The sequence below is a fragment of the Alteromonas ponticola genome, assembly GCF_012911815.1.
In the GTDB taxonomy this organism is placed as follows: Bacteria; Pseudomonadota; Gammaproteobacteria; order Enterobacterales; family Alteromonadaceae; genus Alteromonas; species Alteromonas ponticola.
This window is the reverse complement of the sequence record NZ_JAATNW010000005.1, coordinates 406202-431321: the sequence shown is the minus strand read 5'-3', so window position 1 is coordinate 431321 and position 25120 is coordinate 406202. Positions and strand designations below refer to the sequence as shown.

General features: G+C 45.3%; 22 protein-coding genes. 13 read left to right on the top strand and 9 right to left on the bottom strand.

What is annotated here, in order from left to right; translation table 11 throughout:
* The first annotated feature begins 417 nt into the window (after nucleotides 1–417).
* Together HCJ96_RS11205 and HCJ96_RS11200 are read left to right on the top strand one after the other, a co-directional pair.
* Entirely contained in the window at nucleotides 418–1659 is a 1242-nt protein-coding gene (locus tag HCJ96_RS11205; protein ID WP_169211132.1) for a putative DNA modification/repair radical SAM protein, read from the top strand.
* A 16-nt stretch (nucleotides 1660–1675) separates the two neighbouring features.
* Nucleotides 1676–2470, top strand: a complete 795-nt coding sequence (locus HCJ96_RS11200; RefSeq protein ID WP_169211131.1) for a TIGR03915 family putative DNA repair protein — start codon at nucleotides 1676–1678, stop codon at nucleotides 2468–2470.
* 189 nt (nucleotides 2471–2659) lie between these two features.
* Here HCJ96_RS11200 and HCJ96_RS11195 read toward each other — a convergent pair whose 3' ends face one another.
* A complete protein-coding gene (locus tag HCJ96_RS11195; protein ID WP_169211130.1) occupies nucleotides 2660–3004 on the bottom strand; it encodes a ligand-binding sensor domain-containing protein in 345 nt (114 codons plus the stop codon).
* A gap of 210 nt (nucleotides 3005–3214) precedes the next feature.
* Entirely contained in the window at nucleotides 3215–4204 is a 990-nt protein-coding gene (locus HCJ96_RS11190; RefSeq protein WP_169211129.1) for a zinc-dependent alcohol dehydrogenase family protein, read from the bottom strand.
* 311 nt (nucleotides 4205–4515) lie between these two features.
* On the opposite strand from HCJ96_RS11190, the gene HCJ96_RS11185 reads away from it, so the two are divergent.
* From HCJ96_RS11185 to HCJ96_RS11160, 6 genes are all read left to right on the top strand, one after another.
* The gene (locus HCJ96_RS11185) at nucleotides 4516–5052 is read left to right on the top strand and encodes a hypothetical protein (protein ID WP_169211128.1); all 537 of its coding nucleotides are present in this window, start codon (nucleotides 4516–4518) and stop codon (nucleotides 5050–5052) included.
* Between the two features lie 367 nt (nucleotides 5053–5419).
* On the top strand, nucleotides 5420–6373 hold the full coding sequence (locus HCJ96_RS11180) for a DUF2167 domain-containing protein (RefSeq protein ID WP_211162779.1): 954 nt from the start codon (nucleotides 5420–5422) through the stop codon (nucleotides 6371–6373).
* Between the two features lie 207 nt (nucleotides 6374–6580).
* Nucleotides 6581–6946: a hypothetical protein gene (locus HCJ96_RS11175; RefSeq protein ID WP_169211127.1), complete on the top strand. Its 366-nt coding sequence runs from the start codon at nucleotides 6581–6583 to the stop codon at nucleotides 6944–6946.
* Between the two features lie 69 nt (nucleotides 6947–7015).
* A complete protein-coding gene (gene secD, locus HCJ96_RS11170) occupies nucleotides 7016–9571 on the top strand; it encodes a protein translocase subunit SecD (protein ID WP_169211126.1) in 2556 nt (851 codons plus the stop codon).
* Nucleotides 9572–9711: 140 nt separating this feature from the next.
* Nucleotides 9712–11175, top strand: coding sequence for a potassium/proton antiporter (locus HCJ96_RS11165; RefSeq protein WP_169211125.1), 1464 nt, complete (start codon nucleotides 9712–9714; stop codon nucleotides 11173–11175).
* Nucleotides 11176–11456: 281 nt separating this feature from the next.
* On the top strand, nucleotides 11457–11939 hold the full coding sequence (locus HCJ96_RS11160; protein ID WP_169211124.1) for an Hsp20 family protein: 483 nt from the start codon (nucleotides 11457–11459) through the stop codon (nucleotides 11937–11939).
* 130 nt (nucleotides 11940–12069) lie between these two features.
* On the opposite strand, the gene HCJ96_RS11155 is transcribed toward HCJ96_RS11160, so the two are convergent.
* Nucleotides 12070–13293: a cation:proton antiporter gene (locus HCJ96_RS11155; protein ID WP_169211123.1), complete on the bottom strand. Its 1224-nt coding sequence runs from the start codon at nucleotides 13291–13293 to the stop codon at nucleotides 12070–12072.
* 188 nt (nucleotides 13294–13481) lie between these two features.
* Complete coding sequence (locus HCJ96_RS11150; protein ID WP_169211122.1) at nucleotides 13482–13910, bottom strand: DUF892 family protein; 429 nt, start codon at nucleotides 13908–13910, stop codon at nucleotides 13482–13484.
* 319 nt (nucleotides 13911–14229) lie between these two features.
* Between HCJ96_RS11150 and HCJ96_RS11145 the strand changes: the two genes are divergently transcribed.
* Nucleotides 14230–14772, top strand: a complete 543-nt coding sequence (locus HCJ96_RS11145; protein ID WP_211162777.1) for a cysteine hydrolase family protein — start codon at nucleotides 14230–14232, stop codon at nucleotides 14770–14772.
* On the top strand, nucleotides 14765–16828 hold the full coding sequence (locus tag HCJ96_RS11140; RefSeq protein ID WP_211162776.1) for an NAD(+) synthase: 2064 nt from the start codon (nucleotides 14765–14767) through the stop codon (nucleotides 16826–16828). Before HCJ96_RS11145 ends, HCJ96_RS11140 begins: the two co-directional genes overlap by 8 nt.
* A gap of 205 nt (nucleotides 16829–17033) precedes the next feature.
* Here HCJ96_RS11140 and HCJ96_RS11135 read toward each other — a convergent pair whose 3' ends face one another.
* The 4 genes from HCJ96_RS11135 to HCJ96_RS11120 form a co-directional block, all read right to left on the bottom strand.
* A complete protein-coding gene (locus tag HCJ96_RS11135) occupies nucleotides 17034–17552 on the bottom strand; it encodes a DUF421 domain-containing protein (protein ID WP_169211121.1) in 519 nt (172 codons plus the stop codon).
* 53 nt (nucleotides 17553–17605) lie between these two features.
* Entirely contained in the window at nucleotides 17606–18496 is an 891-nt protein-coding gene (gene rpoH, locus HCJ96_RS11130; RefSeq protein WP_169211120.1) for an RNA polymerase sigma factor RpoH, read from the bottom strand.
* Nucleotides 18497–18644: 148 nt separating this feature from the next.
* Nucleotides 18645–19079 (bottom strand): hypothetical protein, encoded by a 435-nt coding sequence (locus tag HCJ96_RS16355; protein ID WP_246261303.1) that lies wholly within the window; start codon nucleotides 19077–19079, stop codon nucleotides 18645–18647.
* A gap of 62 nt (nucleotides 19080–19141) precedes the next feature.
* Nucleotides 19142–20836, bottom strand: coding sequence for a coiled-coil domain-containing protein (locus tag HCJ96_RS11120; protein ID WP_169211119.1), 1695 nt, complete (start codon nucleotides 20834–20836; stop codon nucleotides 19142–19144).
* A gap of 451 nt (nucleotides 20837–21287) precedes the next feature.
* Between HCJ96_RS11120 and HCJ96_RS11115 the strand changes: the two genes are divergently transcribed.
* Together HCJ96_RS11115 and HCJ96_RS11110 are read left to right on the top strand one after the other, a co-directional pair.
* The gene (locus HCJ96_RS11115) at nucleotides 21288–22190 is read left to right on the top strand and encodes an SDR family oxidoreductase (protein WP_169211118.1); all 903 of its coding nucleotides are present in this window, start codon (nucleotides 21288–21290) and stop codon (nucleotides 22188–22190) included.
* A gap of 11 nt (nucleotides 22191–22201) precedes the next feature.
* A complete protein-coding gene (locus HCJ96_RS11110; RefSeq protein WP_169211117.1) occupies nucleotides 22202–23686 on the top strand; it encodes an FAD/NAD(P)-binding protein in 1485 nt (494 codons plus the stop codon).
* Here HCJ96_RS11110 and HCJ96_RS11105 read toward each other — a convergent pair.
* Complete coding sequence (locus tag HCJ96_RS11105) at nucleotides 23660–24082, bottom strand: hypothetical protein (protein ID WP_211162775.1); 423 nt, start codon at nucleotides 24080–24082, stop codon at nucleotides 23660–23662. The genes HCJ96_RS11110 and HCJ96_RS11105 overlap by 27 nt on opposite strands.
* 137 nt (nucleotides 24083–24219) lie before the next feature.
* Here HCJ96_RS11105 and HCJ96_RS11100 point away from each other — a divergent pair, with 137 nt between their 5' ends.
* Nucleotides 24220–25026 (top strand): hypothetical protein, encoded by an 807-nt coding sequence (locus HCJ96_RS11100; RefSeq protein WP_169211115.1) that lies wholly within the window; start codon nucleotides 24220–24222, stop codon nucleotides 25024–25026.
* The last annotated feature ends 94 nt before the right edge of the window (nucleotides 25027–25120 follow it).

The window sequence follows — 25120 nt, the reverse complement described above, 5'->3', positions numbered from 1 at the left end:
ACGTTCGATTTCTAGTTCAGATATGCCTAAAATAGTACCTGCGTGGGACACTTGTATTCTCCATTAAATGATTCTTCGCAAAATCAGTTTAATGAATGCGGGTGTCCCCCGTTAATGATGAAGAGCCTCGTTCAGTCACGCATTTTAACGTCACACAACTCCTAACCAGCAACGCTTGGTTTGTCTGAACAGACATTGTGTCTTGTTTACCCCTTACCCATTTCAATTTCTCTAACAAAACGACGTGAAGAAATCGTAATCTTTTAATCACAGGATGCAATTGCACTGTATATTTATACATGATACAAAGGTGATGGTGTTTTAAAATCTAAACAATTAGTACACATATGTCTTTTCATAATTTATTACTGAATCGATCTCATTTGTGTATTTGTTCTGAGAAAGTAATAATCTTCGATGCATGACAAACTGATACAAAAACTCGAAATTCTCTCTGATGCAGCCAAGTATGATGCCTCTTGTGCAAGTGGTTCTGCGGGTAAACGGAAAGCTGCCAAAACAGACAAAACGGGTATAGGTTCTCTTACTGGTGGTTCGGGTATATGCCACAGTTTTACCCCTGATGGGCGGTGTGTCTCTTTACTCAAGATATTGATGACAAATTACTGTATTTATGATTGTCACTATTGCATTAATAGAGTATCGAGTAGTGTTCGACGTGCTCGTTTCACTGTTAAAGAGACGGTAGATTTGACGTTGAATTTTTATAAGCGCAACTACATCGAAGGTTTGTTTCTTAGTTCAGGCATCGTCGGTTCCCCAGACCATACTATGGAAAGTATGGTGCGAATTGCTAAATCCTTACGAATCGATCACGGTTTCAAGGGGTATATCCACCTTAAAACAATTCCCAATGCCTCGCCAGAATTACAGACTGAAGCAGGCTTATATGCCGATCGACTAAGTATTAATGTAGAAATGCCAACCCAGCCTTCGCTAAATAAGTATGCTCCAGAAAAAGACCTTGGCGCTATTCATGGCTCGATGAATACACTGAAAGACAAAATAGCTGAACACAAAGTTGAAAAATCGTATAAAGGTAAGCGCCCTCCTCGTTTTGTCCCTGGTGGGCAGTCTACTCAGATGATAATTGGGGCTGATGGTTCGAATGATAAAGTTATTTTAAGTACGAGCGTTAAGCTCTACAGCGAACAAAAGCTACGCCGGGTTTATTATTCTGCCTTCTCGCCAATACCGGACGCTTCTGTGGTTTTACCGCTGAAACCCGCGCCTTTGATCCGCGAACACCGTCTTTACCAGGCTGATTGGTTATTGCGTTTTTATGGATTTAATCTTGATGAAATCTTACACAATGACATGCTTGATATGGAGCACGACCCTAAACTTGCCTGGGCATTACGCAATCGTCATGTGTTTCCCATTGATTTAAATAAAGCCAGCAAACGACTTTTGCTACGAGTACCCGGTCTGGGCGCACGCACGGTGCAGAAAATTTTATCAATACGCCGTTATGCAAAGCTGAGTTGGATGGATCTCACCAAAATGCGTCTACCCTTACAAAAGCTAAAACCTTTTATTAGTGTGAGTGACTATTCACCTGCAATTCATTTACTTGATAGCAGTAACTTTGAACAGCAATTCAAACAACCGAAGCAGATTGAGCTATTCGGCGCCTGAACACCGCATTATCAAGATGAAAACAATTTCAATCACGTCAGTGCCGGGTTATGAACAGTGGCGCATTGCAGCGAGAGAATGCCTGGCGCAGTCTATACCTCCTGAGAACATTGTCTGGCAAAGCTCACAGTCTATACAGGACGATTTGTTTGGCCACACAGATCAGAAAAGTAAGGTCGTTACAGCGGCGGCGAAACATTCTATTCCCAAGTCAGTCTTAGATCTTTTCAAATATGCACTGTGTCATCGGGATGCTAGCCGCTTTGCATTGTGTTACCGGGTGTTATGGCGCGTTATTTTCGAGAATAAACACCTTGTCCAATTAAAAACGGACGATGACGTTTTGCGCCTGAATGCTTTGGTCAAAGCAGTGAAGCGCGATGCATATAAAATAAGCGCTTTTTTGAGGTTTAGAGAAGTGATCCTTGACGGGCAAGAGCACTTTGTTGCCTGGTATGAACCGGAACATTTTAGCCTGGAGGTCAAGCTCGACTTCTTCCAAACTCGGTTTAAAAACATGCGCTGGTCTATACTCACTCCTTACCGGGCTGCGCATTGGGACACACAAACGCTTATTTTAGAAGATAACCCCGACCCGAGCGTATTTCCTGATGAGGACCGTATTGAAAAATATTGGCTCACTTATTACGCGAACATATTTAATCCTGCCCGCATTAAAAAGAACGCGATGCTAAGCTCGATGCCTAAAAAGTACTGGAAAAATATGCCTGAAACATCACTGATTGAGGATATGATAAGAGGCTCTGGAGCTAGAGTCCGTAAAATGATTAACGATGGAAACAAACGCTGATTTGAAAAAATATGTATGGCAGTTATTACTCTTCGATAGAGTTATATAGATATTAATTAATATGAAACAGGTTCAACTTGATCTAATACATCTTATTGAAAAGTAAAGAATTACCCGTTTTTTTATAAAGGTGTCAAATCCTAAATTAAAAAACAGGTAACTCTTATGTCGGATATTACTATTTACCCATCAAACACACTGTTTATGATATCGACTTACTCCATTGCGAGTTGCGATCCACAAAGAGTTGTCGGGAGCGAGATAAACCTGATTGATACTATTCCCCGCCAAACTGCTTACTTGAGTAGGATCGTATCGGTAAACCGTGAAATTCAAGCCATCGAAACGGTTAAGGCCATCCTCAGTGCCAAACCACATATACCCATCACTGTCCTGAGCAATGTTGTGGACCATGCTGTTTGATAAGCCGTCTTCGATGTTATAGCTGATATAATTAGGGTTCGGTAAAAATTGTGCGGCTGTTGATGCCCAGGATAAAAAAATTAAGAATAAGATTGCCCGCTGTAACGCCATAATTAAGTGAATGCTTTCGTTATTATTCTGTAGAACGGTGAATCATACTTTATTTCTGACTCACGCTCATGGACTAAGCCGACACATTCACGTCGTTAACCGACAATTTGTAGTTTATTCATCAGAAGTTTTAAGGAAACCTCAATTGTGTTGAGATTTCCGCCATACAATTAGATTTTTTGAACTGCTCAGCAACAGCAACAAGTGCAGTTATGCAATATCAATAACCACCTTGCCCTTACCTTCGCCACTTAACAAACGCTTATGTGCCTTGCCTGCGTCAGACAATGAATAGCGGTTTTCATCCAGCACGGGTTTGAGTTTGCCGCTTTCCGCAAGTTTAGCTATTTCTTGTAAGATGATGGCGTGTGCTTCGCGGCCGACATTATGAATCATCGGGATCAACATAAATACGACATGTAGGGATAAACCTTTTATATGCGCCTGTGACAGGTCGACCTCGACCGTGGATACGGTGGTAGCGATCTGTCCATTTAACGTAGCCGCTTCCAAAGAAGTGGCAATGTTGTCACTGCCTACTGAGTCAAACACCACGTCAAACCCTTTTCCGTTGGTGTGGGCATCCACGTAATCCGATACTGACTCGGTTTTGTAATTGATCGGCGTTGCGCCCAGGTTGCGGATCAGGTCGAGCTTTTCCTGACTGCCCGCGCTGGCATAGACTTCCGCTCCCCATGCTTTGGCAAGCTGCAATGCAATATGGCCGACACCGCCACTGCCACCATGCACCAGCACTTTTTGTCCTGCGGTGGTACCCGCGCGGGTTAAACCTTCGTATGCAGTGATACTCACAAGTGGTAGCGCTGCCGCTTCACGCATACTCAAATTCGCAGGCTTTTTGGCTACTAAACGGATATCCGCATTGATGTATTCGGCGAGTGTGCCTTGTAAATCACCCAGACCGCCAGCGCACCCATAGACCTCATCGCCCACCATAAAATCAGTGACTCCATCACCAACCGCTTCCACGGTACCGGCAAAGTCCATGCCCAATACCGCTGGTAGCTCAGGGGCAAATGGCAGGTCCGCGCCGTTAGCGTGAATTTTAGTATCTACCGGGTTTACACTTGCTGCTGCAATATGAACCAGTATGTGGCCAGCAGTCACCTCTGGTTTGGGCACGTTGGCCTGCACAAACTCACCGTTACTACCGTACTGCTCAACCGTCATCGCTTTCATGTTGTTTCCTTTTTTTGGATCTTACTTAACCGAATGGTCGCCATTCAGAATACTGAGAATGAATCAATTTCACAGCTGTTTATAAGGTTAGCTGCCTAAAAGTAGATCAGCGAGGCGAAGTGATTCACTGATGCGGGAAATCAACGCAAAACTGTCGATATTTTATACAACCTCAACTCGTAAATTTTTTAAAACCAATGAATTCATACACTTATAAAATGGAACAATATGTGCTTCTTTGATCTTTGCTCAATTTAAAGGGGCGAAGTTTAATTACTTTTACGACTAACTATAAAAAGGACTGCGTACAAATGAAATTTAAAAATAAAATCAAAGAGGTATGTTTAGCACTATTGTTGTTCTGTAATTTTGCACCCGCTCAAGCGGACATTATTACTTTAGATAGCGGTTGGAATAGCTTTGCCTTTAGTGGTGTTGGTTCACCCTGGGGCCAAACCTTCGAATTCACCATCACTGATACTGCTTGGTTTGCCGTGACGGATGCATTCTTGTCTGGTGATCGGTTTGAATTTTTTCTGGATGGTGTATCGCTAGGATTAACTTCAATGCCAACCACTCAAGGGGATATTATCTTCGATAACTATGATAGCGCTTTTGGGGATGCTCGTTGGAGTTCAGCAGAGGTCATGTTGGGAGCAGGAACTTATCAAGTTACTGGGACAACAATCTTATCGCCATATGGTAGCGGAGGTGCGGCAGTTCAACTCTCAAGTACATCGCTTGGCGGACCAACTTTTGCCAATGTTTCAGAGCCAGCTTTACCCTTATTATTAGGGATAGCACTAACCAGCTTATTCATTCGTGCACGCAAAAGAAATAATCGTTAATAAATCGAATTGCAATTTACTATTCACCTTTCAATATTCACTAAGTCACCTGTAACAAAGATGGCTTAGTGAATACTTTTAACCCTACAAAAATGAATCAGCAAGTAGCACACATCGAAATCTCGACCTAATGTGTTTCCAGGCTTATCAGCCTCATTTGCACAGGACAGAGCTGGTTGACGGTATATTTGCATATAGATGGCCGAAGAGTGCGATGCCTGAAGGTAACCGCTCCCTCAAAGCGTAATAATTGACATAGCTTAGGTTCTGGTAGACATTTGATTTTGTCAGACCCAAATATTACCTTAAAGTGATGAAAGTCTATCGGGTAAACGCCAACATCAAATAATAATAACAAGGAAGTAATATGCACAAGTCTATGCTTGCTTTGGGATTGACCCAGGCAATTCTGTTTTCCCCTTTTTTAAACGCGCAAGTCCTCAATACGGAAGTCGGTGCCACCGCTGAACCTACAGAAACCACCACTGCGCTTTCAGAAGAAGAAATTAAACACCGAGACTATCTTGAGTGGGCCGATGCGTTTGAGGCATCGCTAACCTATCAAACCGGGAAAATTACCTTGCCTGGCGGCAAAGCGACGTTAAACGTACCGGAAAATTATTATTATCTTTCTCCTGAAGATACCAAGCGGGTGCTGGAAGAGGCATGGCAAAACCCGGAGGGCGAGTTGATGTTGGGTATGTTATTCCCGCAACAATATCGCGTATTGGATGATGCGTCCTGGGGAGTCACTATCGAATATACAGCAGATGGATATGTTTCTGATGACGACGCTGCCGATATCGACTATGACGACTTGCTGAAAGAAATGAAGAAGGATACCCAGGCAGAGTCTAAGTGGCGCCAGGAGCATGGCTTTCCGGCGATAGAACTCGTCGGATGGGCCGAGCAGCCTTATTACGACGCTAACACGCACAAACTGTATTGGGCAAAAGAACTTATCTTTGGTGAGAACGAAGCTCGCACCCTTAATTACAATGTGCGTGCTTTGGGTAGGCAGGGTTACATGGAAATGAACTTTATTGCCAATATAAACCAACTTGAAGAAGTTAACACGTCACGAGACGAAGTGCTTGCCATGGTAAGTTTCAACGAGGGACACAAATACAGCGAATTTGATCCCGACATCGACAACGTCGCGGCATACGGGATTGGCGGATTAATTGCAGGAAAAGTACTCGCAAAAACAGGCTTTCTCGCGCTGGCACTGGTGTTTTTAAAGAAGTTTTGGTTTGTGCTCTTAGTTCCTCTTTACTGGCTTAGAAAAAAGATTTTTTCACGCAAAGCGACAACAGAATAAGCTCGCTAATTCTGCTTATCCCCGGTTGTTAAAGGTGGCTTGAGGTCACCTTTTTTTATCGCAAATACGCTTAACAGATCTTTCCTTGACCATGAAAATTATTCCTGTTCACCCTCTTGTTATTTTACCAATTCAATATCATATTATTATCGTGACAATTAACCCATACCTCCTACCCTGTGCAGGCCTCATTTTAGAATTACTGTTGTGAATCAGATAAATTTGCATAAGAAAATGTCGTCGTACATGCCACTTTTTATGGCGTGGGTGTTGTCTTGTCTTATCGTCAATGCCAGCTTTGAGGTTGATAAGGCTTCGGCGCAGCCCGGGTTTTCAGAACAGTCTCCACTTGCGCAGTATCAATACACCAGTAAAAACTATTCCCTTCGTTTTGCGGGCAGTAAATTAACGGGGCACGACGATGAGGTCGATGCGCCTGATTTAGTCGTTTCACCTTTCTTTGCCTTATCGACAGGCATTTCGCCTCCCCCCGCACTGGCGCCAACGGCCGTTGTCAGTGAGGTTTCTCGCTATCGTGCCAAACCCCGTGGTCCACCCGCTTTCCTGAGTTAAACAGATTATCTGCGAAAATGTGCATAGGCTGATTTTCGCTTTTTAACTAATTTTTCAGGAATTATAAAAATGGCGCGATTTTCATTGCGTGGTTTTGTGTACGTGCTCATAGTCTTACTGGGCCTGGTGAGCGCTGCTCCCAACATTTTGCCACAATCCGTTAAACAACACTTACCGCTCTGGTACACCTCCAGTACCTTATCATTGGGATTAGATTTGCAGGGTGGTTCGCACCTGCTGCTTGCTGCCGACACTAATGCGCTGTTTGAAAAACAGCTGGATAGCTTTGCCACTGACTTATTAAGCGAATTGCGCGAACAGAATATTCGCTATACCGAAAATCGGTCGTTACGTAACGATGCCAACACCCATCAGGTGGTCTTCACGTTACGTAATGCCGCCGATGCCCGCACGGTAGAAGAAGCAGCTTCTACCGTTTCTGCACAGCCAGCCGGTAGCAGTGCGCTGGAGGTAAGCATAAAACAGAACACAGTCACCCTTACCTTAAATGAGCAATATACGAAACAATTGTTAAAAGACGCCCTTGGCAGAAGCGTGGAAGTGGTCAGAAAACGCCTGAATGAAACCGGGCTGACTGAGCCCAGCGTGACTCTACAGGGTAAAGAGGCCATTTTAGTGCAAATGCCGGGCATGTCTGATCCCTCACAGGTAAAAAGTCTGTTGGGTACCACCGCACAAATGACCTTTCACTGGGAAGTAGACAGTCGTTCCGGATCATCCATGACACGAGTAGACGATGACGGCAATCGCTATCAGCTTGAACAAAAAGTTGCCCTGGAGGGGGAACATATAACTGATGCCGCGGGCGTATTAAGCAGTGAAACGGGCCAGCCTGTGGTGACCTTTCGCCTGGATAGCGCAGGGGCCAAACAGTTTGGCGCAATGACCCAGGATAATATTGGTCGAGTGTTGGCCATTGTGCTGGACGGTAAAGTGGTTACCGCCCCTGTCATTAACAGCGCTATTCCCGGCGGTCGCGGCGAGATCACCGGCAATTTCACCTTGCCGGAAGCGAGTAACACCGCGCTGATGTTGCGCACCGGCGCGCTGCCTATTCCTCTGTCGATTATTGAAGAGCGCACTGTAGGGCCCGATTTAGGCAGTGATGCCATACAGACTGGGATTGAAAGTGGGGTAGCCGGAGCCTTACTGGTACTGATCTTCATGGTGGCTATTTATGGCAGATGGGGCGCTATCGCCAGTTTCGCGTTGTGCCTTAACATGGCACTGGTATTTGGCGCGCTGACCCTATTCGGGGCCACGCTGACGTTACCGGGTATAGCGGGCTTAATTTTAACCATGGGCATGGCGGTTGATGCCAACATTCTGGTCAACGAACGTATTCGTGAAGAAAGTCGCAAAGGCAGGCCCCCTGTCAGTGCAATCGAGGTCGGTTTTGATAAGGCTTTTGCAACTATTGTCGATTCAAATTTCACCACGCTTATTGCGGTGAGCCTGCTGTTTATGTTCGGTAGTGGCCCGGTTAAGGGCTTTGCGATCACCATTGGGCTGGGCATCGTGTCGTCGGTGTTCACAGCTGTGGCGTTAACCAAAATGTTGATGCTGCGCATTGCCCATGCAAAGCAGAAGAACGCGCGGGATCGCACACCACTGCACTTTTCATCACCGCTACTGGCACTTAGCGATAAGCTGGACGGTATCAATTTCTTAGCCAAACGTAAGGTCGCCCTGTCAATTTCGGTTCTGCTTACCGTGCTGTCCATCGCGTTGTTCGCCAAACCCGGATTACATTATGGCGTAGACTTTACCGGTGGTACGTTAATCGAGTTAACCTCGCCCAAACTGTCTACTGACGAACTCAGGCAAGTAATTCAGCGCAGCGGCTTTTCGCAAATTACGATCCAGGAATATGGCAGTGAACACCACTACCTGCTGCGCGCGCCAGTTGCCGCAGATACGGTTGAACAAGGCGAAACAAGCAGTAATGCTAAGCAGATAGAACAGCTCAAGCAGGCTATTTTAGAAGCCGACAATGCGGTGGTATTTGATAAGGTCGACATGGTCGGGCCAAAAGTCAGTGGTGGCTTTACCGAACTGTCTATACTTGCCCTGCTGATCGCCGGCGCGGGCATGCTGTTCTACTTATGGATACGCTTTGAAGCGCACTTTGCCACCGCGGCGCTACTAACGGTTATACTGGATCTAACTAAAACCATTGGCTTCTTTGCGCTGACCGGGCTTGAATTTAACCTCACCGCCGTGGCCGCCTTATTGGCACTGATAGGTTATTCAATCAACGATAAAGTGGTGGTGCTGGACCGCGTGCGCGAGTTGCTGCGTCTGGACCCCAGCCGGCCTTTAGCGGATACGATTAACCATGCCGTCAACAGCACCTTAAGTCGCACCGTGTTTACTTCGCTTACTACCTTACTGGCACTGTTGCCTATGGCCTGGTTTGGCGGTGATGCGGTGGAGAGCTTTGCGATACCCATGGTATTTGCGGTTGTGATCGGGACTTCCTCTACCCTGTTCATCACCTCCACCCTGCTATTTTTATTAGGGACCAGACGCGAACAACAAGGTAAAGCACAACTTAAACCCACGGCAGAGGAGATCAAAGCATCACTTGCCCACATTCCATAACGCAATTTTTAATGTTATTTGCGCGCTGAAAATGACACCATAGCGTAAGTGAACCAGCAATAAAGAAAGAGGTAGATATTCGCCGGTCGAATTGACGCCTCTTTAGTCATCTGTCAAACAAGCTATAAGGAAGAATCTGGGTGTTTGCGGTAGATCATATTATTTTGCTTAGCGCCGTGCTCGCCATTTTTGGAGTACTAGCGAGTAAGCTGTCGCCGCGTTTTGGGGTGCCCGTTCTGGTGCTGTTTCTTGGCGTAGGGATGTTAGCAGGTGAAGATGGGATTGGCCGGATTTTTTTTGATAATGCCGATGCCGCTCACGCTATCGGTACGTTTGCCCTTATCCTTATTCTATTTGACGGTGGCTTGCAAACCTCTCAAAAATCCATCACACAAGCCTGGAAACCGGCGGCGTTACTGGCCACCGTAGGTGTTATCGGCACCGCGGTCGTTACTGGTCTTGCCGCTATGTATATCCTTGATTTACCCCTGTATAAAGGATTATTGCTCGGCGCCATCGTCGGCTCCACCGATGCCGCCGCTGTCTTTTCGGTGTTACGCAACGCTGGGATACGCATCCCGGCAAAAGTTAAATCTACTCTTGAACTTGAGAGTGCCTCTAACGATCCTATGGCTATATTTTTGACCATAGGTCTGATTACCCTGATACAGGACGCGAATACACAACCCAATGATTTAGCGGTGCTTTTCGCCAGCCAAATGGGAGTAGGGGCCGCGGTTGGGCTGGCCATTGGTGGCATTGCCGTATGGATATTTCGGCGTATTACCTTAATGGCGATAGGGTTATATCCGGTGCTCGTCATGTTGTTTGGCATGCTGGCGTTTGGTGTGGCGGCAAACCTTAATGGCAGCGGCTTTCTGGCCACCTTTATTACCGGCGTTATGGTGGGCAACAGCCGCTTCGCGTATCAAAAAAATACCTTTGTCTTTTTGGACGGCCTGGCATGGTTAGGGCAGATCGCGATGTTCGTCATTCTGGGACTATTAGTTACGCCCACCGAATTGTTTGTATTTTGGAAAGAAGGGTTGCTGATCGCCTGTGTGCTCATATTTATTGCACGCCCGCTGGTAGTGATGCCTATTCTGCTTTTATTTCGCTTTTCGCTAAGAGCTTCACTGCTGATTTCATGGGTTGGCCTGCGCGGTTCGGTGCCCATTATTCTGGCTATTTTTCCACTCATTTTCGGTATGCCGTACGCGGAGATTATTTTTAATGTGGTGTTTTTCATCGTCTTAATCTCGGCGCTGTTACAGGGCTCCACCCTATCTTTTGCAGCACGAAAACTGGGACTGATAGTCAACGATGAAGTGAAAACCGCCAGTACACAGGAAATTGTCAGGCTGGCTAAAAGTAAACGCGAATTGATCAAAATTGAGCTTGCGAAGCAGTCACCGGCAGTCAATAAGCGCATCAGCGAACTCGCGCTACCGGAAAACGCTGTGATTGCGATGATTGCGCGGGGTGAGGAAACCTTACTGCCTAAGGGCAACGTAAGGTTAATCGAGGGAGATCAGGTGTTCGTGATAACTAAACTACCGGATAAGAAAATGGTAGAGCGGTGCTTTTACACCGAAGTGGAATAGGTAGCGGGACGTCCTACGCTCGCTGCCGCATAGCCGCATTGTGTTCAAGTATCTGCTATTGCAATAGCACCCAATTAGCGTAAAGAAACAAAAGCTGGCGGCATCAAATACGCGCCGGCTATTTATTCTCCGCTGGAATAAATATAGTAAAAAATTTTATTCTTTACCTGCTTGAAATTTGTCAACAGAAACCCTAAAAAATAAGTTGAAAGGATGTCTATTTTAGAGCCTTTCACTATTGATTGTTTTTTATTTATATTGCTTCATTGGAGGATATAACCATGAATACAATTGATTTATCACCACTTTATCGAAACAGTGTTGGGTTTGACCGCTTTGCGTCACTCATCAATAGTGCGCTAACCGGCGATTCAACTTCAACTGGCTACCCCCCATACAACATCGAAGTGTTCGATGAGAATAAATACGCGATCACCTTGGCGGTAGCTGGCTTCGCTGAAGACGACCTGGAGTTGCAGGTTGAAAAAGGGGTACTAACAGTTAAAGGTAATAAGGAGGCTAAAGACGAGAGTAAATATCTTTATCAAGGTATTGCTAACCGTTCATTCGAGCGCAAGTTTAACTTAGCTGACTACGTAGAAGTGACCGGTGCAGAAATGGCAAACGGGTTACTGACAATTGAATTAGTCAAAGAAATTCCTGAGGCGATGAAGCCTAGAACTATCTCGATCAACGGTGGTAGTAATATCCTTCAACATAACGCTGACAAGGACGAGAAAAAGGAAAAGGAAAAAGCTGCGTAAAATAGCCTAGGGGGCGACATTCTACTCGCCCCCATTCTTAAATGAAGCAGTTAGGACGTGAGCAGAAATACGCCACAATTCATTGCCTTGTACGACGTTTCTCAATGCGTTTCCGTGAACCAACTGGTATCTACTTATCTGTCGACACAAACTTGTTCATCATCGTTGAAGCGGTCAAGCCATGCAACAAGATAGAGACCAAAACCACAAATGCGGTTAGTGCCCAAATCTCTTTACCATAAGCAAAATCAGTGTTACCCAGGGCAAAGGAAAGATAGAAAAACGAACCAACCCCCCTTATACCGAAAAAGCTTATCATCCCCTTCCGGGTTGCAGTTAAGTCTGTGCCTAGAAGACTCAACCACGTCGCCACAGGACGGATAATAAAAACGAACAACAACCCCACTAATGCCATTGGCCAGGTCAGTGGTTCAAGAATGCCTTCAACTAAGCTTCCTCCGAATAACAGCAAAAGAATGGCGAGTAAAATGCGCTCAATCTGATCGGTAAAGGCATGAAGCGTTTCGTGGTACTCATGATCAATCTCAAAATTACGAATTGTCACCGCCGCTACAAAAACGGCGATAAAACCGTAGCCATGCGCTAGTTCTGTCACGCCATACGTCAGCAACGTAGTCGATAACGCAATCAACCCATCCCGAACATGCAACGCATTGTATTTTTCAGGGAGATGGAAGAATAAAAAAATGACTCCTTTGCCTGCGATATACCCTACTCCCAAACCCACTACAATTTTGAAAAGTACATAAAATCCAAGCCAGTCAGCTACCAATGAGCTACCCGTCGCTCCACCGGCGACAAGAATAGCCAGCCAGGTGAAAGGAAATGCCATGCCGTCATTTAATCCAGCTTCCGCTGTGAGTGAAAAACGCACCGGTTCATCCTTACCGTCATTGGGCGGCCCCACCTGCACGTCAGATGCGAGTACAGGATCGGTGGGAGCTAACACGGCCCCAAGCAATAAGGCTGAAGCCCAGTCGAAACCCAGCATTACCAGAGCACAAGCGATTAACCCCACTATACTTAGTATCATCGCCACGCTGACCAGCCTGAAAGGCACCTGCCAGTGACGAAAAGAAAACGGGTGGTCAATTTTCAAGCCCGTTCCCATAAGCGCAATAATGACGACCAGTTCAGTTAAATGGATTGTTTCCGCGTTGTTATAAAAGGGGTTTGGCCAGGGAAGCTCATCGAATAGCAGATAGAGTACAATGCCTGCCGCCAGATAAACGATAGAGTAAGAAATTCGATATTTTGCGGCAATGGTGGGTATCCAGGTCATGCCTAATGTGGCGAGTCCTACCACGGAGAGGATTAAAAAATAGTTTTCCATATTCAGACGCAAGCCTCGCTGAACAGACGAGATATGCGAAATAAGTAAGTCTTACTCCAAGTCAAAAATTACCTCAACCACATCGCTGATAAGTATAAAAGCTCCATACTGCAACTTTATGAGTACCCATGCTGTAGGTGACACCAGTTAATACCGGGCTTTTTGACATCCTTTTCACCCATACTGAGTCATCGCTTCTGCACCATTTCAGCAAACCAGTCTTTGTGAAGCTTTTCATCCTCGTAATGCTTTTCTATTACGGCGCGTTCGCTGATCGTTAGCTGATCATTTTTCAACGCTTTTTCATAGGCCTCTGTGGTCACATTTTCATTCATATGCATTGCCTCAAGAATGGCCTTATCATTAATCATTGCAGCAATCATTACTTTGCCTTTAGTCAGCACTTCTTTCAGATCAGTGTTGGTCACTTTCTGTGCATCATTTTGTTCTAACAACTCATTGAGATTGACGATATGTTCACGGTGCTCCTTACAAAACGCGGCAATTGTTCTCTTAAGATTATCTTCCTTTATTTTTTCCAGGGTTTCTTCGTACGCTGCTACAGCGTCGTATTCGAGGTGGCAAAGATCTGAGAGTAGCGTTATTTTAGACGACACAAAAAGTGCTCCTATATAGAATTGGTCGTATCGGTGTTGATATGTCTGCCCCGTGATATCGATTATGATTAAGTGAAATTTAATCTTCCGGGTTCCTCTCATTATTACGCTAGTCCCCTTGATTTCCGCATCTTCACAACCGAAAAAGCACGTCCCCTTGTTATTGATCTTATTTTCTCTGCTCTTCATAACTTATCTGAGACATTTATCGCTTATATAAGCGTGCTTTTTCCTTTGCATCAGTTCGTCAGATAATTTTTCTCAGGGAGGACTGCGTATTAACAAGCCAGATGATTTTCCAGATAGAAGCAAACTTGTATTGTTAATTATCGATATGATTAATGATCTTGAGTTTGATGACGGCGAGCATATGCTTGCGCCCGCGCTTGAGGCAGCGCAACATCTGCAGCAACTAAAAAGTCGACTTGCACGCTGTTCTATTCCCACTATTTACGTTAACGATAATTTCGGCAAGTGGCGTTCAGATTTTCGGCAGTTAGTAGAGCACACCCTGGAAGATAACGTGCGCGGGGAGCCGGTAGTGAAACTGCTGAAACCAGGGGATGAAGATTATTTCGTTATAAAAACGCGCCATTCTGGTTTTTACGGCACTACCCTGGAAATATTATTACACCACTTAGAAGCAGACACCCTTATTCTAGCGGGGATGACCGGTGACATTTGCGTTCAGTTCACCGCGCAGGATGCGTATATGCGTCGCTTCAACCTGATAATTCCACCCGATCTCATTGTCTGTAAAGATGATGAGACTAAGCAAACAGCGCTCAAGCAGCTTAGGCAAACCTGTAAGGCCAAAACGCCCTTTTCTCATGAGATAGATTTGGATAGTTTCTGTGAATAAACAACAAAACTTTAACGATATTTATACCCACGGTTTTGTCCGTGTTGCCGTATGTATACCAGAAGTAAAAGTCGCCGATCCGGACTACAACGCCAAACAAATTATTTCATTAGCTCAATCTGCATGCGATAAAAAAGCGGCGCTTTGTCTGTTCCCGGAACTGAGCATCAGCGCCTACTCCTGTGGTGATTTATTTCACCAGGATGCATTGCTGGATAGTTGTTTGATGGCGATTGAAAAAGTGACTGAAGCATCGAAGCAGATTGCCGCATTTATGCTGGTGGGCGCGCCTCTCAAAATTGAAGGGGCTCTTTATAATTGTGCGATAGCTATCCATCGTGGCCAAATATTAGGTGTAGTGCCCAAATCTTTTTTACCAAATTATCGGGAATTCTATGAGAAAAGACAATTTTGTTCTGGAAGGGATTGCCTGTTAAATGAGATCTCCTTATTTGGTGAGAAGGTCCCGTTCGGAGCGGATGTTATTTTTAATGCGACTGATGTCGAACATCTGCGAATCCATACCGAAATCTGCGAGGACTTATGGACCCCTATCCCTCCGAGCACCTATGCTGCGCTTGCTGGCGCCACCATCCTGACCAATCTATCAGCCAGCAATATCACCGTTGATAAAGCGCGTTATCGCCGCGATTTGTGCGCCCGCCAATCAGGAGCCTGTGTTGCCGCCTATTTGTATGCCGCGGCAGGGCCAGGAGAATCGACCACGGATCTAGCCTGGGATGGTCATGGTATGATTTTCGAAAATGATGAATTATTAGTGGAGTCAGGTCGTTTTACCCCAGGCCCTGACTTGATCTTGGCCGACATTGATTTAGAGCGCCTGGCACAAGACCGTATGCGGTTAACCAGCTTTCATGACTCGGTAACAGCTTATCGTGATCTGGTAAAGCAAGTCCGCAGAATAGACTTTACCCTTGATCCTCCCACTGCCTCACTTCCGCTAAAACGGCAAGTTAACCGCTTTCCGTTTGTTCCTTCTAATACTGAAGATTTAGATATACGCTGCTATGAAACCTATAACATTCAGATTCATGGGTTAGCGAAACGACTGAAATCCTCTGGCTTTGAAAAACTCGTTATTGGCGTTTCCGGTGGCCTGGATTCCACCCATGCCCTCATCGTGGCGGCAAAAACCATGGACCGTTTGAACTTGCCCCGAACGAATATACTGGCCTATACCATGCCAGCTTATGCTACTAGCAAGAAAACCAAAGACAATGCCCATATCCTGATGGAGAGTCTGGGTGTGACTTCCAGAGAAATTGATATTCAACCTTCCTGTGACCAGATGCTAAAGGATATTCAACATCCTTACGCAGAGGGTAAGGATGTTTACGATGTGAATTTCGAAAATGTCCAGGCAGGTGAGCGAACATCGCATTTGTTTCGACTGGCGGGCCAAAACCGGGCACTGGTTTTGGGAACCGGTGATCTTTCAGAAATCGCGTTAGGCTGGATGACGTATGGTGTGGGCGATCACATGTCCCACTACAATGTGAATTGCAGTGTGCCGAAAACGCTCATTCAGCACCTTATTCGTTGGATTGCCAATCAGGACGACTTTGCTCAGGCGACCCGAGATGTGCTAACTGACATCGTGAATACGGAAATTTCGCCCGAGTTAGTACCCGGAGAAGCAGACGCTGAAGAACCCGCTCAGAAAACGGAAGATAAAGTGGGGCCATATGAATTGCAGGACTTCAATTTATATTGGATAACCCGGTTTGGGGTACGCCCTTCCAAAGTAGCATTTTTGGCCCTGCATGCCTGGCATGATGCAAAACAGGGGGCCTGGCCTAGCACCCTTCCCAAAGAAAACCGTAAACAATATACCCTCGCAGAGATAAAACAGTGGTTAGAGGTGTTTTGTTATCGCTTCTTCAAGATCAGTCAATTTAAACGTTCCGCGCTTCCCGACGGCCCTAAGGTCGGCTCCGGTGGCTCTCTTTCACCACGGGGCGACTGGCGCGCGCCCAGTGATGGTGAGGCCAGAGTATGGCTGGAAGAAGTAAAAAATATCCCAGATAAACTTTAATCGTCTGTTTAACCCAACTAGTGGCTTTAAACTTTGAAGAGGAGGGACTTAACAACTTACTTCAATATGCACGGGGTGGGAAAGGCGTTTGCTTCACGTATAACCGCGAATTCGGTATGACTGGGAAGCCAGACAAGTGAACAGCAGGTTAGTTTTTGGCGGTGGGTAAAAAGTGATAGGGCAAATTCCGCAGTATTCTGCTCTTCTATCCTACCTTTTTGGTCCCACGGAGAATCGTGGTGGAACACGCCTTGCCATGCAGTACTGAAATGTCGCCTGTCGTTTCTAACACTACCGCTCTTACTTCCTTTTCGTCTAGTACGTTGGCTTCTCTTAATTTTGCATATAAATCACTTTCTGCAACGCGGGTTTTCTCAAGGGCAGGATAAAGAATTTCACCCTCGTGCATTAACAAAATAGGTTGATTTTGCATCAACGCTTCTACCCGGTCTGAGGATTTACGTATTTTTGCAGCACCGTATTGAACCAGAAAGAGGCTGGCAAGGGCGATAATGGATTGAAAAAAGCTTTCCCACGAGGTGGCCTGGCTGGTATTAGCAAGTAACGACCCCACAGCTACGGTCATCACAAAATCGAAGTTGGTCATTTTTGAAAACGAGCGCAACCCGTTTATGCGTACCAACATCACCACCCAGGTCATACCGAACAGGGTTAGCAGGCTGCCGCGCAAAAGTATGTCGACGGCTGGTTCTGATATAAACATGGTAACCCTTTTATACTATGAAAATTAAAATTAGCAGCGCCATTGACCAGAGCTTAAGCCTGCAACATTACTTCCGCGTCCACGTTGGCTTTTAATTTTTTTAATGCCTGAGTTTCAAGCTGACGCACCCGCTCGGCAGAAATACCAAACCGTTCCCCTAACTCCTGAAGTGTAGCCTGTTGGTCGCTGTCCACAAGATAGCGCTGGCGAATAATTTCCTGACTGCGTGAATCCAATTCCCGTAAAGCAGTATGCAATAGACGGGTTTGGTGAATCATTAAATTTTCACGTTCAAAATGCAGCGATGGCGCAAACCGCATATCTTCTAACGCAACTGCCGCAGCCTTATGTAGTAGATAACTGTCGTCATCGTCATCGTTACACTGATCTCCGAGGTAATGATCAGACGAGTGCAGCCGAGATTCCATTTCCAGTACGGTAGATTTGTCCACTTTCAATTCCTGTGCAATCGTCGTTGCTTCATCGTTTGTCAGCCAGTTCCAGGACTGTTTAAATTTACGCAGATTAAAAAATAATTTGCGCTTAGCTTTAGACGTAGCGATTTTCACCAGTTTCCAATTGTTCAGGATATATTCGTGAATTTCCGCTTTAATAAAGTGTACGGCATAGGTGGCCAGTCGACACTCAAAGGAAAGGTCAAATTTCTTAACCGATTTCATCAGCCCGATGTTTCCTTCCTGTACCATGTCTTCCAGTGGCAAGCCATAGCCCTGATAACCTTTAGCTATCGTGTATACAAACCGTAAGTGAGACAGGATGATTTCTTTTACTGCCTGCATGTCATTTTTTTCATGATAGCGGGTAAAAAGTGCCTTTTCCTTTTCGGCACTTAAAAAGGGTATAGAATAAATATGGGTAATGTAACTTTGAAAATTACCGTGGGAAGCCGGATTTATAAACGATTTTGTTACCAGCGAATTCATAGCAACCTCTAATCGAACACACTCACAAATAGCTGACAAAAATTAAACGCACATCTTCAATGTTAAATACAATTTTCATGCCTGCGCGTCGGCAAAAAATATAAGATTCGTCCATTCGATTTTCAAGAGAAGAAACGCTTCAGTTAGCTTATTGTTTTAAATCCTCCGCATAATTTTTGCGGGAAAAAATACTGTAATAATGTGTTGCTGACCATGTCAGCATAGTAAACCCGGTCAATGAGATCATATCGAGTATGAGAGCAATATTTCCAGTGGGTGATGAAGAAAATGCACCGAGTGTAGTGAAGCTGCTGGCGGATAAATGCAAATACGCTTGCGCGTTCTTAGTGAACGTGTTTTCAAATCCTCTTAATCCCAATACTTCATAAGCCAGATATAAGTCAAAGGCAAACCAGGCTATCTCTATGCAATGGATGAAAAATATACAGGCGACGACGGTGAAGTTCCGTTTAAACCCTTTGTTGAACTGTTGAGACAGGAAAGTGACTGCGCGAAGCGAATAATAGTGAAAAGCAATTACAATCAGGGCCATCAGAAAACTACCCAAAATTGCGATAACCATCTTGCCCCCTTAAAAAAACGCACACATTCAGAGATGTGTGCGTGAGTGAAAATTACTGTAGATCAGATTAAGTTACTTGCAAGCGCTCCAGCTAGCGCTGCTGCGCCTGCACTGACGAATGAGCTGATGAACAACCACCATGCCGCTGAAGCTGCGGTTGCGCGCACCGCCTCTGCCTCCTCAAACGCTAAGTGCTTGAGTTCGCCAATACGCCGCTCCGCCTCTGCCTGCATTTTATTTATGCGTGTACGCAGATCGGTTTTAGCTTCTTCGAATTTCTGCATGTACTGGTCAATGTCTTTTTCGTCAATGCGATCATTATTGGTCAACAATGCCCGAACGGTCTGCTCGTCCATCTGGTCTAATCTTCTTGATAAAACCTGCGGAGCTAAAGAAGGGTCGTGGAGGATGGTCATAAAGTCATTTTTCAAATCGCGATAGCGAAGTTCCGGACGCTGCATTCGGTCGAACCACTGCTGAACCCGCTGCTCGGCTTTACTGCGTTTGGCCGGAAGGTTGGGGGTTGTGCTGCCTTGGTTGGAGCCTTGCGACTGGTCGTTGGAAAATTTGGCTAATACCTTATCATAAGCCTTAAGAACTTTATCCGCTTTGGCTTCATCCATACTGTCATGCGCTGCCAGCATTGCCTTAACCGAATCACGATCTAATTTACTCAAACGATTATTCAAAATACGCTGTGCGCTCGCTGGGTTATCAAAAATGCTTTCCAGATCCCGTTCAAGCTCTTCGGCAGACAGTTCTTCACGTCCGGTTTTATCCAGATAAGCGCGTACCTGTTCCCGATACTGACGCCCCTGCTCTTCATCACCGGGTGACAATTTATCAAACGCCGCGGTGGCTCGGGCTTGATGGGAATCGTTGTCGCGTATAGAGGCTTTGATGTCATCAATGGAATCAGATAATTGCTTTTTCTGCTTATCGTTCAATGAAGGTCTATTACTGGCAATGTCCAAGATCAGCTTTTTCGTGGTGTTGGGATCATCTGTAACATACTGCTCTTCCACTTCAATTTCATTAACCAGTTTCTCTAGTTCTTTTCTGAAATCTTTAGCATTAAAATTATCCGCGGTAGCCCGGTCAATGTATTGTCTGATTTTGCTGTCGAGGTCACTGGTATCAAACTCTTTTTTCACTTCGTCATGAATGGCCCTAACCGTCTCCTGGGCAAAAGACTTGGCTTTAGATTCATCGCTGGTTGAAAAAACGCTGGCTACAGCACTAGAGGTGCCAGTTAACCCTTTCTGGATCAGTGAGACCAGGTTTCCGCAAATAGCAGTGGTCAGCTTTACATCAACCATTAGCGCCAGTAAAAAGAAAAATGCCCAAATCACTAAACCCAAAATAGCCCCATTTAAAGCGCTACTCACCAGACTCAGATCCGTTGCCAGCCATACAGCAATAAAAAGCGATATGGACATGGTGATAGTAGTGAACAGACCTAACCCAGTGGTGACCTTTCGCCCTAATGATTTAGATGAGTCACTGCTATTTGATTTTGAAGAAGAACTTGATTGATTTTCATAGTCACGCACATCACCGATGGCGGTAATCCCCAGCGCGATGGCCAGATTGCTTAATAAGAACTGAATCCCGACCGCAATCATTACTCCTGCGATAAGGCTAATAAAAAAGTGTCCGGCGAGGGAATTACTGATTTCGTAATTTGACTGTGCCAGTACCATGGGGGAACTGAGAACAGAGGCTATGCCTATTGCTGAAAGTATCATTTTACGCATAAGTTAATCCTTTTAATTAAACTAACCCATAGCGCCTTTTTCTATCTATCCAGTAGGAACCACCAACAACCTAAATTTGTGATACATCACCCGTGAACCTGGATCACTCAACAGAGAAAAGCCTAGAGTTCAATAAGTTGGTCTTTTGGTATATAGCAGTCAAAAATAGTTTGGATCACATTGTAATATGAACTTCCCTATTCTGTTTTCGTTACCTTTTTACCTTTTCTTCAATCCGGTCATATCAATTCAGTAAACCTACTCAGCCTGCGGGGAAATAAGTCTAATTTGCTGTGCAGGTGAAAAGGAAACCATACGGCAGCGACTCATCCAGGAATGCGGTTAGTTTAGATTAAAAAAATATTAAAAACGCCTATCAACTAAACCAGTAATCCCCCCACCACTGTAGTGAGGGTAACTAGCTTCCCACTTTTAGCTTAAGGATAATCGCATGAGTGAGCATAACCAATTTACAATGCAGGATCCCCGATATCAGTATCCACCCGGAGACACGGGCAAAAATTCTAATCAGCCCGATCCGGCACTTGATAGAAAACTAAGCCCAGCAGCAGAGCATGGCGACAAAATATACAAAGGTAACGGCCGTTTAAAAGGTCGAAAAGCACTGATAACCGGCGGAGATTCGGGAATTGGACGAGCAGTGGCGATCGCCTATTGCCGGGAAGGTGCGGACGTAGTGATAAACTATCTTCCAAGTGAAGAAGAAGACGCCCACAGTTTAATTAAATTACTGACTGACGAAGGGCAAAAAATTAAGGGAATACCCGGCGATATTAAAGAGGAAGGGTTTTGTCAGAAGCTGGTAAATGAGGCTGCTGACTTCTTAGAAGGTATCGATATCCTGGTGAACAATGCAGGCAAGCAGCAACATCAAGATTCCTTTGATAAATTAACCTCTGAACAATTTCGTACTACCTTTGAAACGAATATTTTTTCAATGTTTTATATTACCAAGGCGGCGGTGAAGTTTATGCCGCCCGGTGCTACCATCATTAATTCTACGTCAATTCAGTCCTATCAGCCCTCTGCGGGTCTGCTCGATTATGCCTCGACTAAAGGGGCAATTACCGCATTTACTCACGGGCTTGCTAAACTGCTGATTGATAAAGGGATCCGCGTGAATGGCGTGGCTCCCGGTCCAATCTGGACGCCGATTCAACAAAGTGGCGGTCAGCCCGCCAAAAAGCTGGATGGATTCGGCGAACATGTTCCTATGGGAAGACCGGGCCAGCCCGTTGAGCTTGCCCCAGCCTATGTCTTTTTGGCTTCACAGGAATCCAGTTATATGACTGCAGAGATTATTGGGGTTACAGGAGGGGAGCACCTTCCATAAGTCGCCTTCCAATGTTATCTCGTATGGAGATGTTAGCGAGTGTTAATGAGCGCCCGAAAATAGCGGTGGTGGGTGCCGGCCCTGCCACCGTTTATCTTCTTTACCATCTGTATCAGGCCAGGTTAACGAGCGTGGATATCGACATCTTTGAGGCTTCAGCTTATCAAGGCTGTGGGCATGCCTTTAATCCCGAAACCAGCTATCCCAATTTACTTTCCAATTTACATCCTGATGATATACCGTCTTTGCCGCTTAACTATTATGAGTGGAATGCGGCTACCGTAGGTGGAGAATCTTTCCCACCCCATTCGGTCCTGTCACGTTCAACGGTGGGTCGATTTTTAGCCGCTAATTTTTTGTGGTTAATCCATGAACTGGAGCGTCGCCACGTAGTAATTAACGTTTACCCTGACCATTTTGTGGAGAAATTATGTGAAAGTGAAAATGGCTGTCAACTGCAAGCAGATGGAAGGTGGTATGTGGGATACAGTGCAATTGTTAATAATACAGGGCTGATTAACCCTGCAGAGGGAACCCCCTATCCTTTGGATGTGTACCGCTACATCGGACAACCTCGATTTACCATTTTTGGAAGCTCATTGACGGCCGTAGATGCCATTTTGACGATTGCTCAGGCAAACGGTCAGTTTGCTGGTGAGGCACAAGATCTGATATATCGACCCAATTATACCTATAACATTGAAGTCGTGTCCCCTTCAGGCGTATTTCCCAACCTTTGGTACCCCAGTTCGCGGCAGTGGCAGATAACCACGATGATGAAGGGCCGGTTTACGGAAGAATTAAGTTCATTTGATTCACTCTACGAGGCGCTCTGCCTTCCGGCTTTGGCTTGTTACTGTCCTGATGTTTATCGACAAATTGCAAGGATGAAGTTTGAAACCGCACTGCGCTTTTTAACCCAAACGTATACCTGTTGTGAGGCCCGTCGCAAATTACACTGCGAGCTGTTGGCATTCGACGCCATTGAAAGCCAGGGTCGCTTTCACTGGCAGGAGGTCATTGATGCCTTTCTCAGTCTGATAGAAACTTCAGGCCTGCATTTAAACGCGGTTTCAATCAGGCAAAATAACCGTTTCCCTCATGCATTGACTGCAAAGGCGCTAGGGGCCTTGCCGATCGAAAGCGCGCGCAAGCTACTTGCACTTTTTGTGACGGGGACGCTTAATACCAGACAAGGAAGCATGGCCACAAGTGACGCAATTAAAAGTTACCCTCATCATGTGGTAATGGATTGTAGAGGGGTTAAACCAGAAAAACGTGAGCAGGGTAACAACAAGCAATCAGCCCATGCCGTGAAATTCTGCGAGGTGACCACACGAATTTTCGCAGGCTCTCCTCATCAAAGAACAAATGCGCTTACATTACCCGGGCTGGACACGTGTAATCGGCTCAATCGAACTATCGCAAAGAATCTTATTGATATGACAAATGGCGTGAATCGCGCGCTTTCAACTATAAGCCTGGAAGGTGTTTAATCGTCCTTGTTCACCCAGTACCAGTTCGGCCTGCTGACATAGATATTCCATTGATTCGCTTACCACAAAATCAAACTCAGGTGGTGTATCTTTCAGACTATGATGAAAAATTCTGGCATTGATATGGTTGACTAATAGCAAAAAACCCAGGCAACCATAGCGTTTGAGATGCGGCAAGCGCTCACTCAAATTAGACGCCGCTCGGGAAGAAATGCTCAAACTGTTATCGGGTAGAGACAATATCATCCATTTATCAAAGCGACTGGCTTCTTGGGTAATTGCACGAAACCACCCTTCAACCGCGCGCTCATCATATACCCTGCTAGGCACATCGAATATCACGTTGTCTACCGTAAAAAAACGATACTTATGTTTGCTGGATACCACGATTTTCATCCTTAATTAATATTTATGGATTTAAAATGTGACACTGCGTTGGCCGTAATAATAGACGATTGCCCTACCCCCTTGCTATTGAACAAAAGGACTAAATTTGGGGTATAGAGAACAACAATGCCCACAAACGTAGATCGATGACACAATTAAAGGATTCAAAACAACAGCCCGCTGAAGGGGTTTTGCATGACATTAACCAGACTTTCCATGCTCGCTATGCGGATAGAAAATCCACTGTGCGAAAAATAATTGCGGATGGTGCATATCAATTAGTAGTGAGAATGGATGACCGAATTATTGCTCAGTGCGGTAGTAAGATCGCAGAATATAACGTGGTTGGGGAAAATTATCACCATATTAAAGCTGCCGTACATTTACCCCTAACTCTTATGTACGCTAACGATTACGGTGAAATCCTGGAGTACGTTCGCGCTCATAAAGACGATACAGATTTACCCATTATCAGGCAAATGTTTTCATTGGTCGAAAACTGGGCAGTGAACCCGCAAAACAATGAATTTCTCGATTTAACCATGCTCAAATCAGAACTCGCTCCCATTTTTGCAGTGGCAATGGATTGTGTAGCGAGAGAAGAAATTGAAAAAACAGTAACCGCATTAGACCAGATCAAATCGCAATCGCCGGTCCCCCCGGATAAAATGTTTTTTGTCATTTTCGGCTCTCATCAAGCTCGCTATAAGCAACTTGGAAAAATGATAATTAAAAAATGGTTCAACCTGCAGACCGATTGCTACGGCCATGTTGAACACCATGTACGTTACTGTGAAGGCGGTAAGAGTATGGATGATGCCATTGATATAGTATGCACTGCGTTAGTTGATAACGAGCTTGCCCATGTATTTTTAGGGGAGCAGCTTGCGCTCAATCAGGATGTAGTGACCCAGACCGCGGAAAGACACCTATCCCAGTTCTGGCCCAAATAATTATCTACTCACCCAGTAGCCTGTTTGCTTTGAGCGAACACTAATTACAGCCGTATTCTGGCTACCCTGTGGTTATTTGCCACCGTCATCGGGT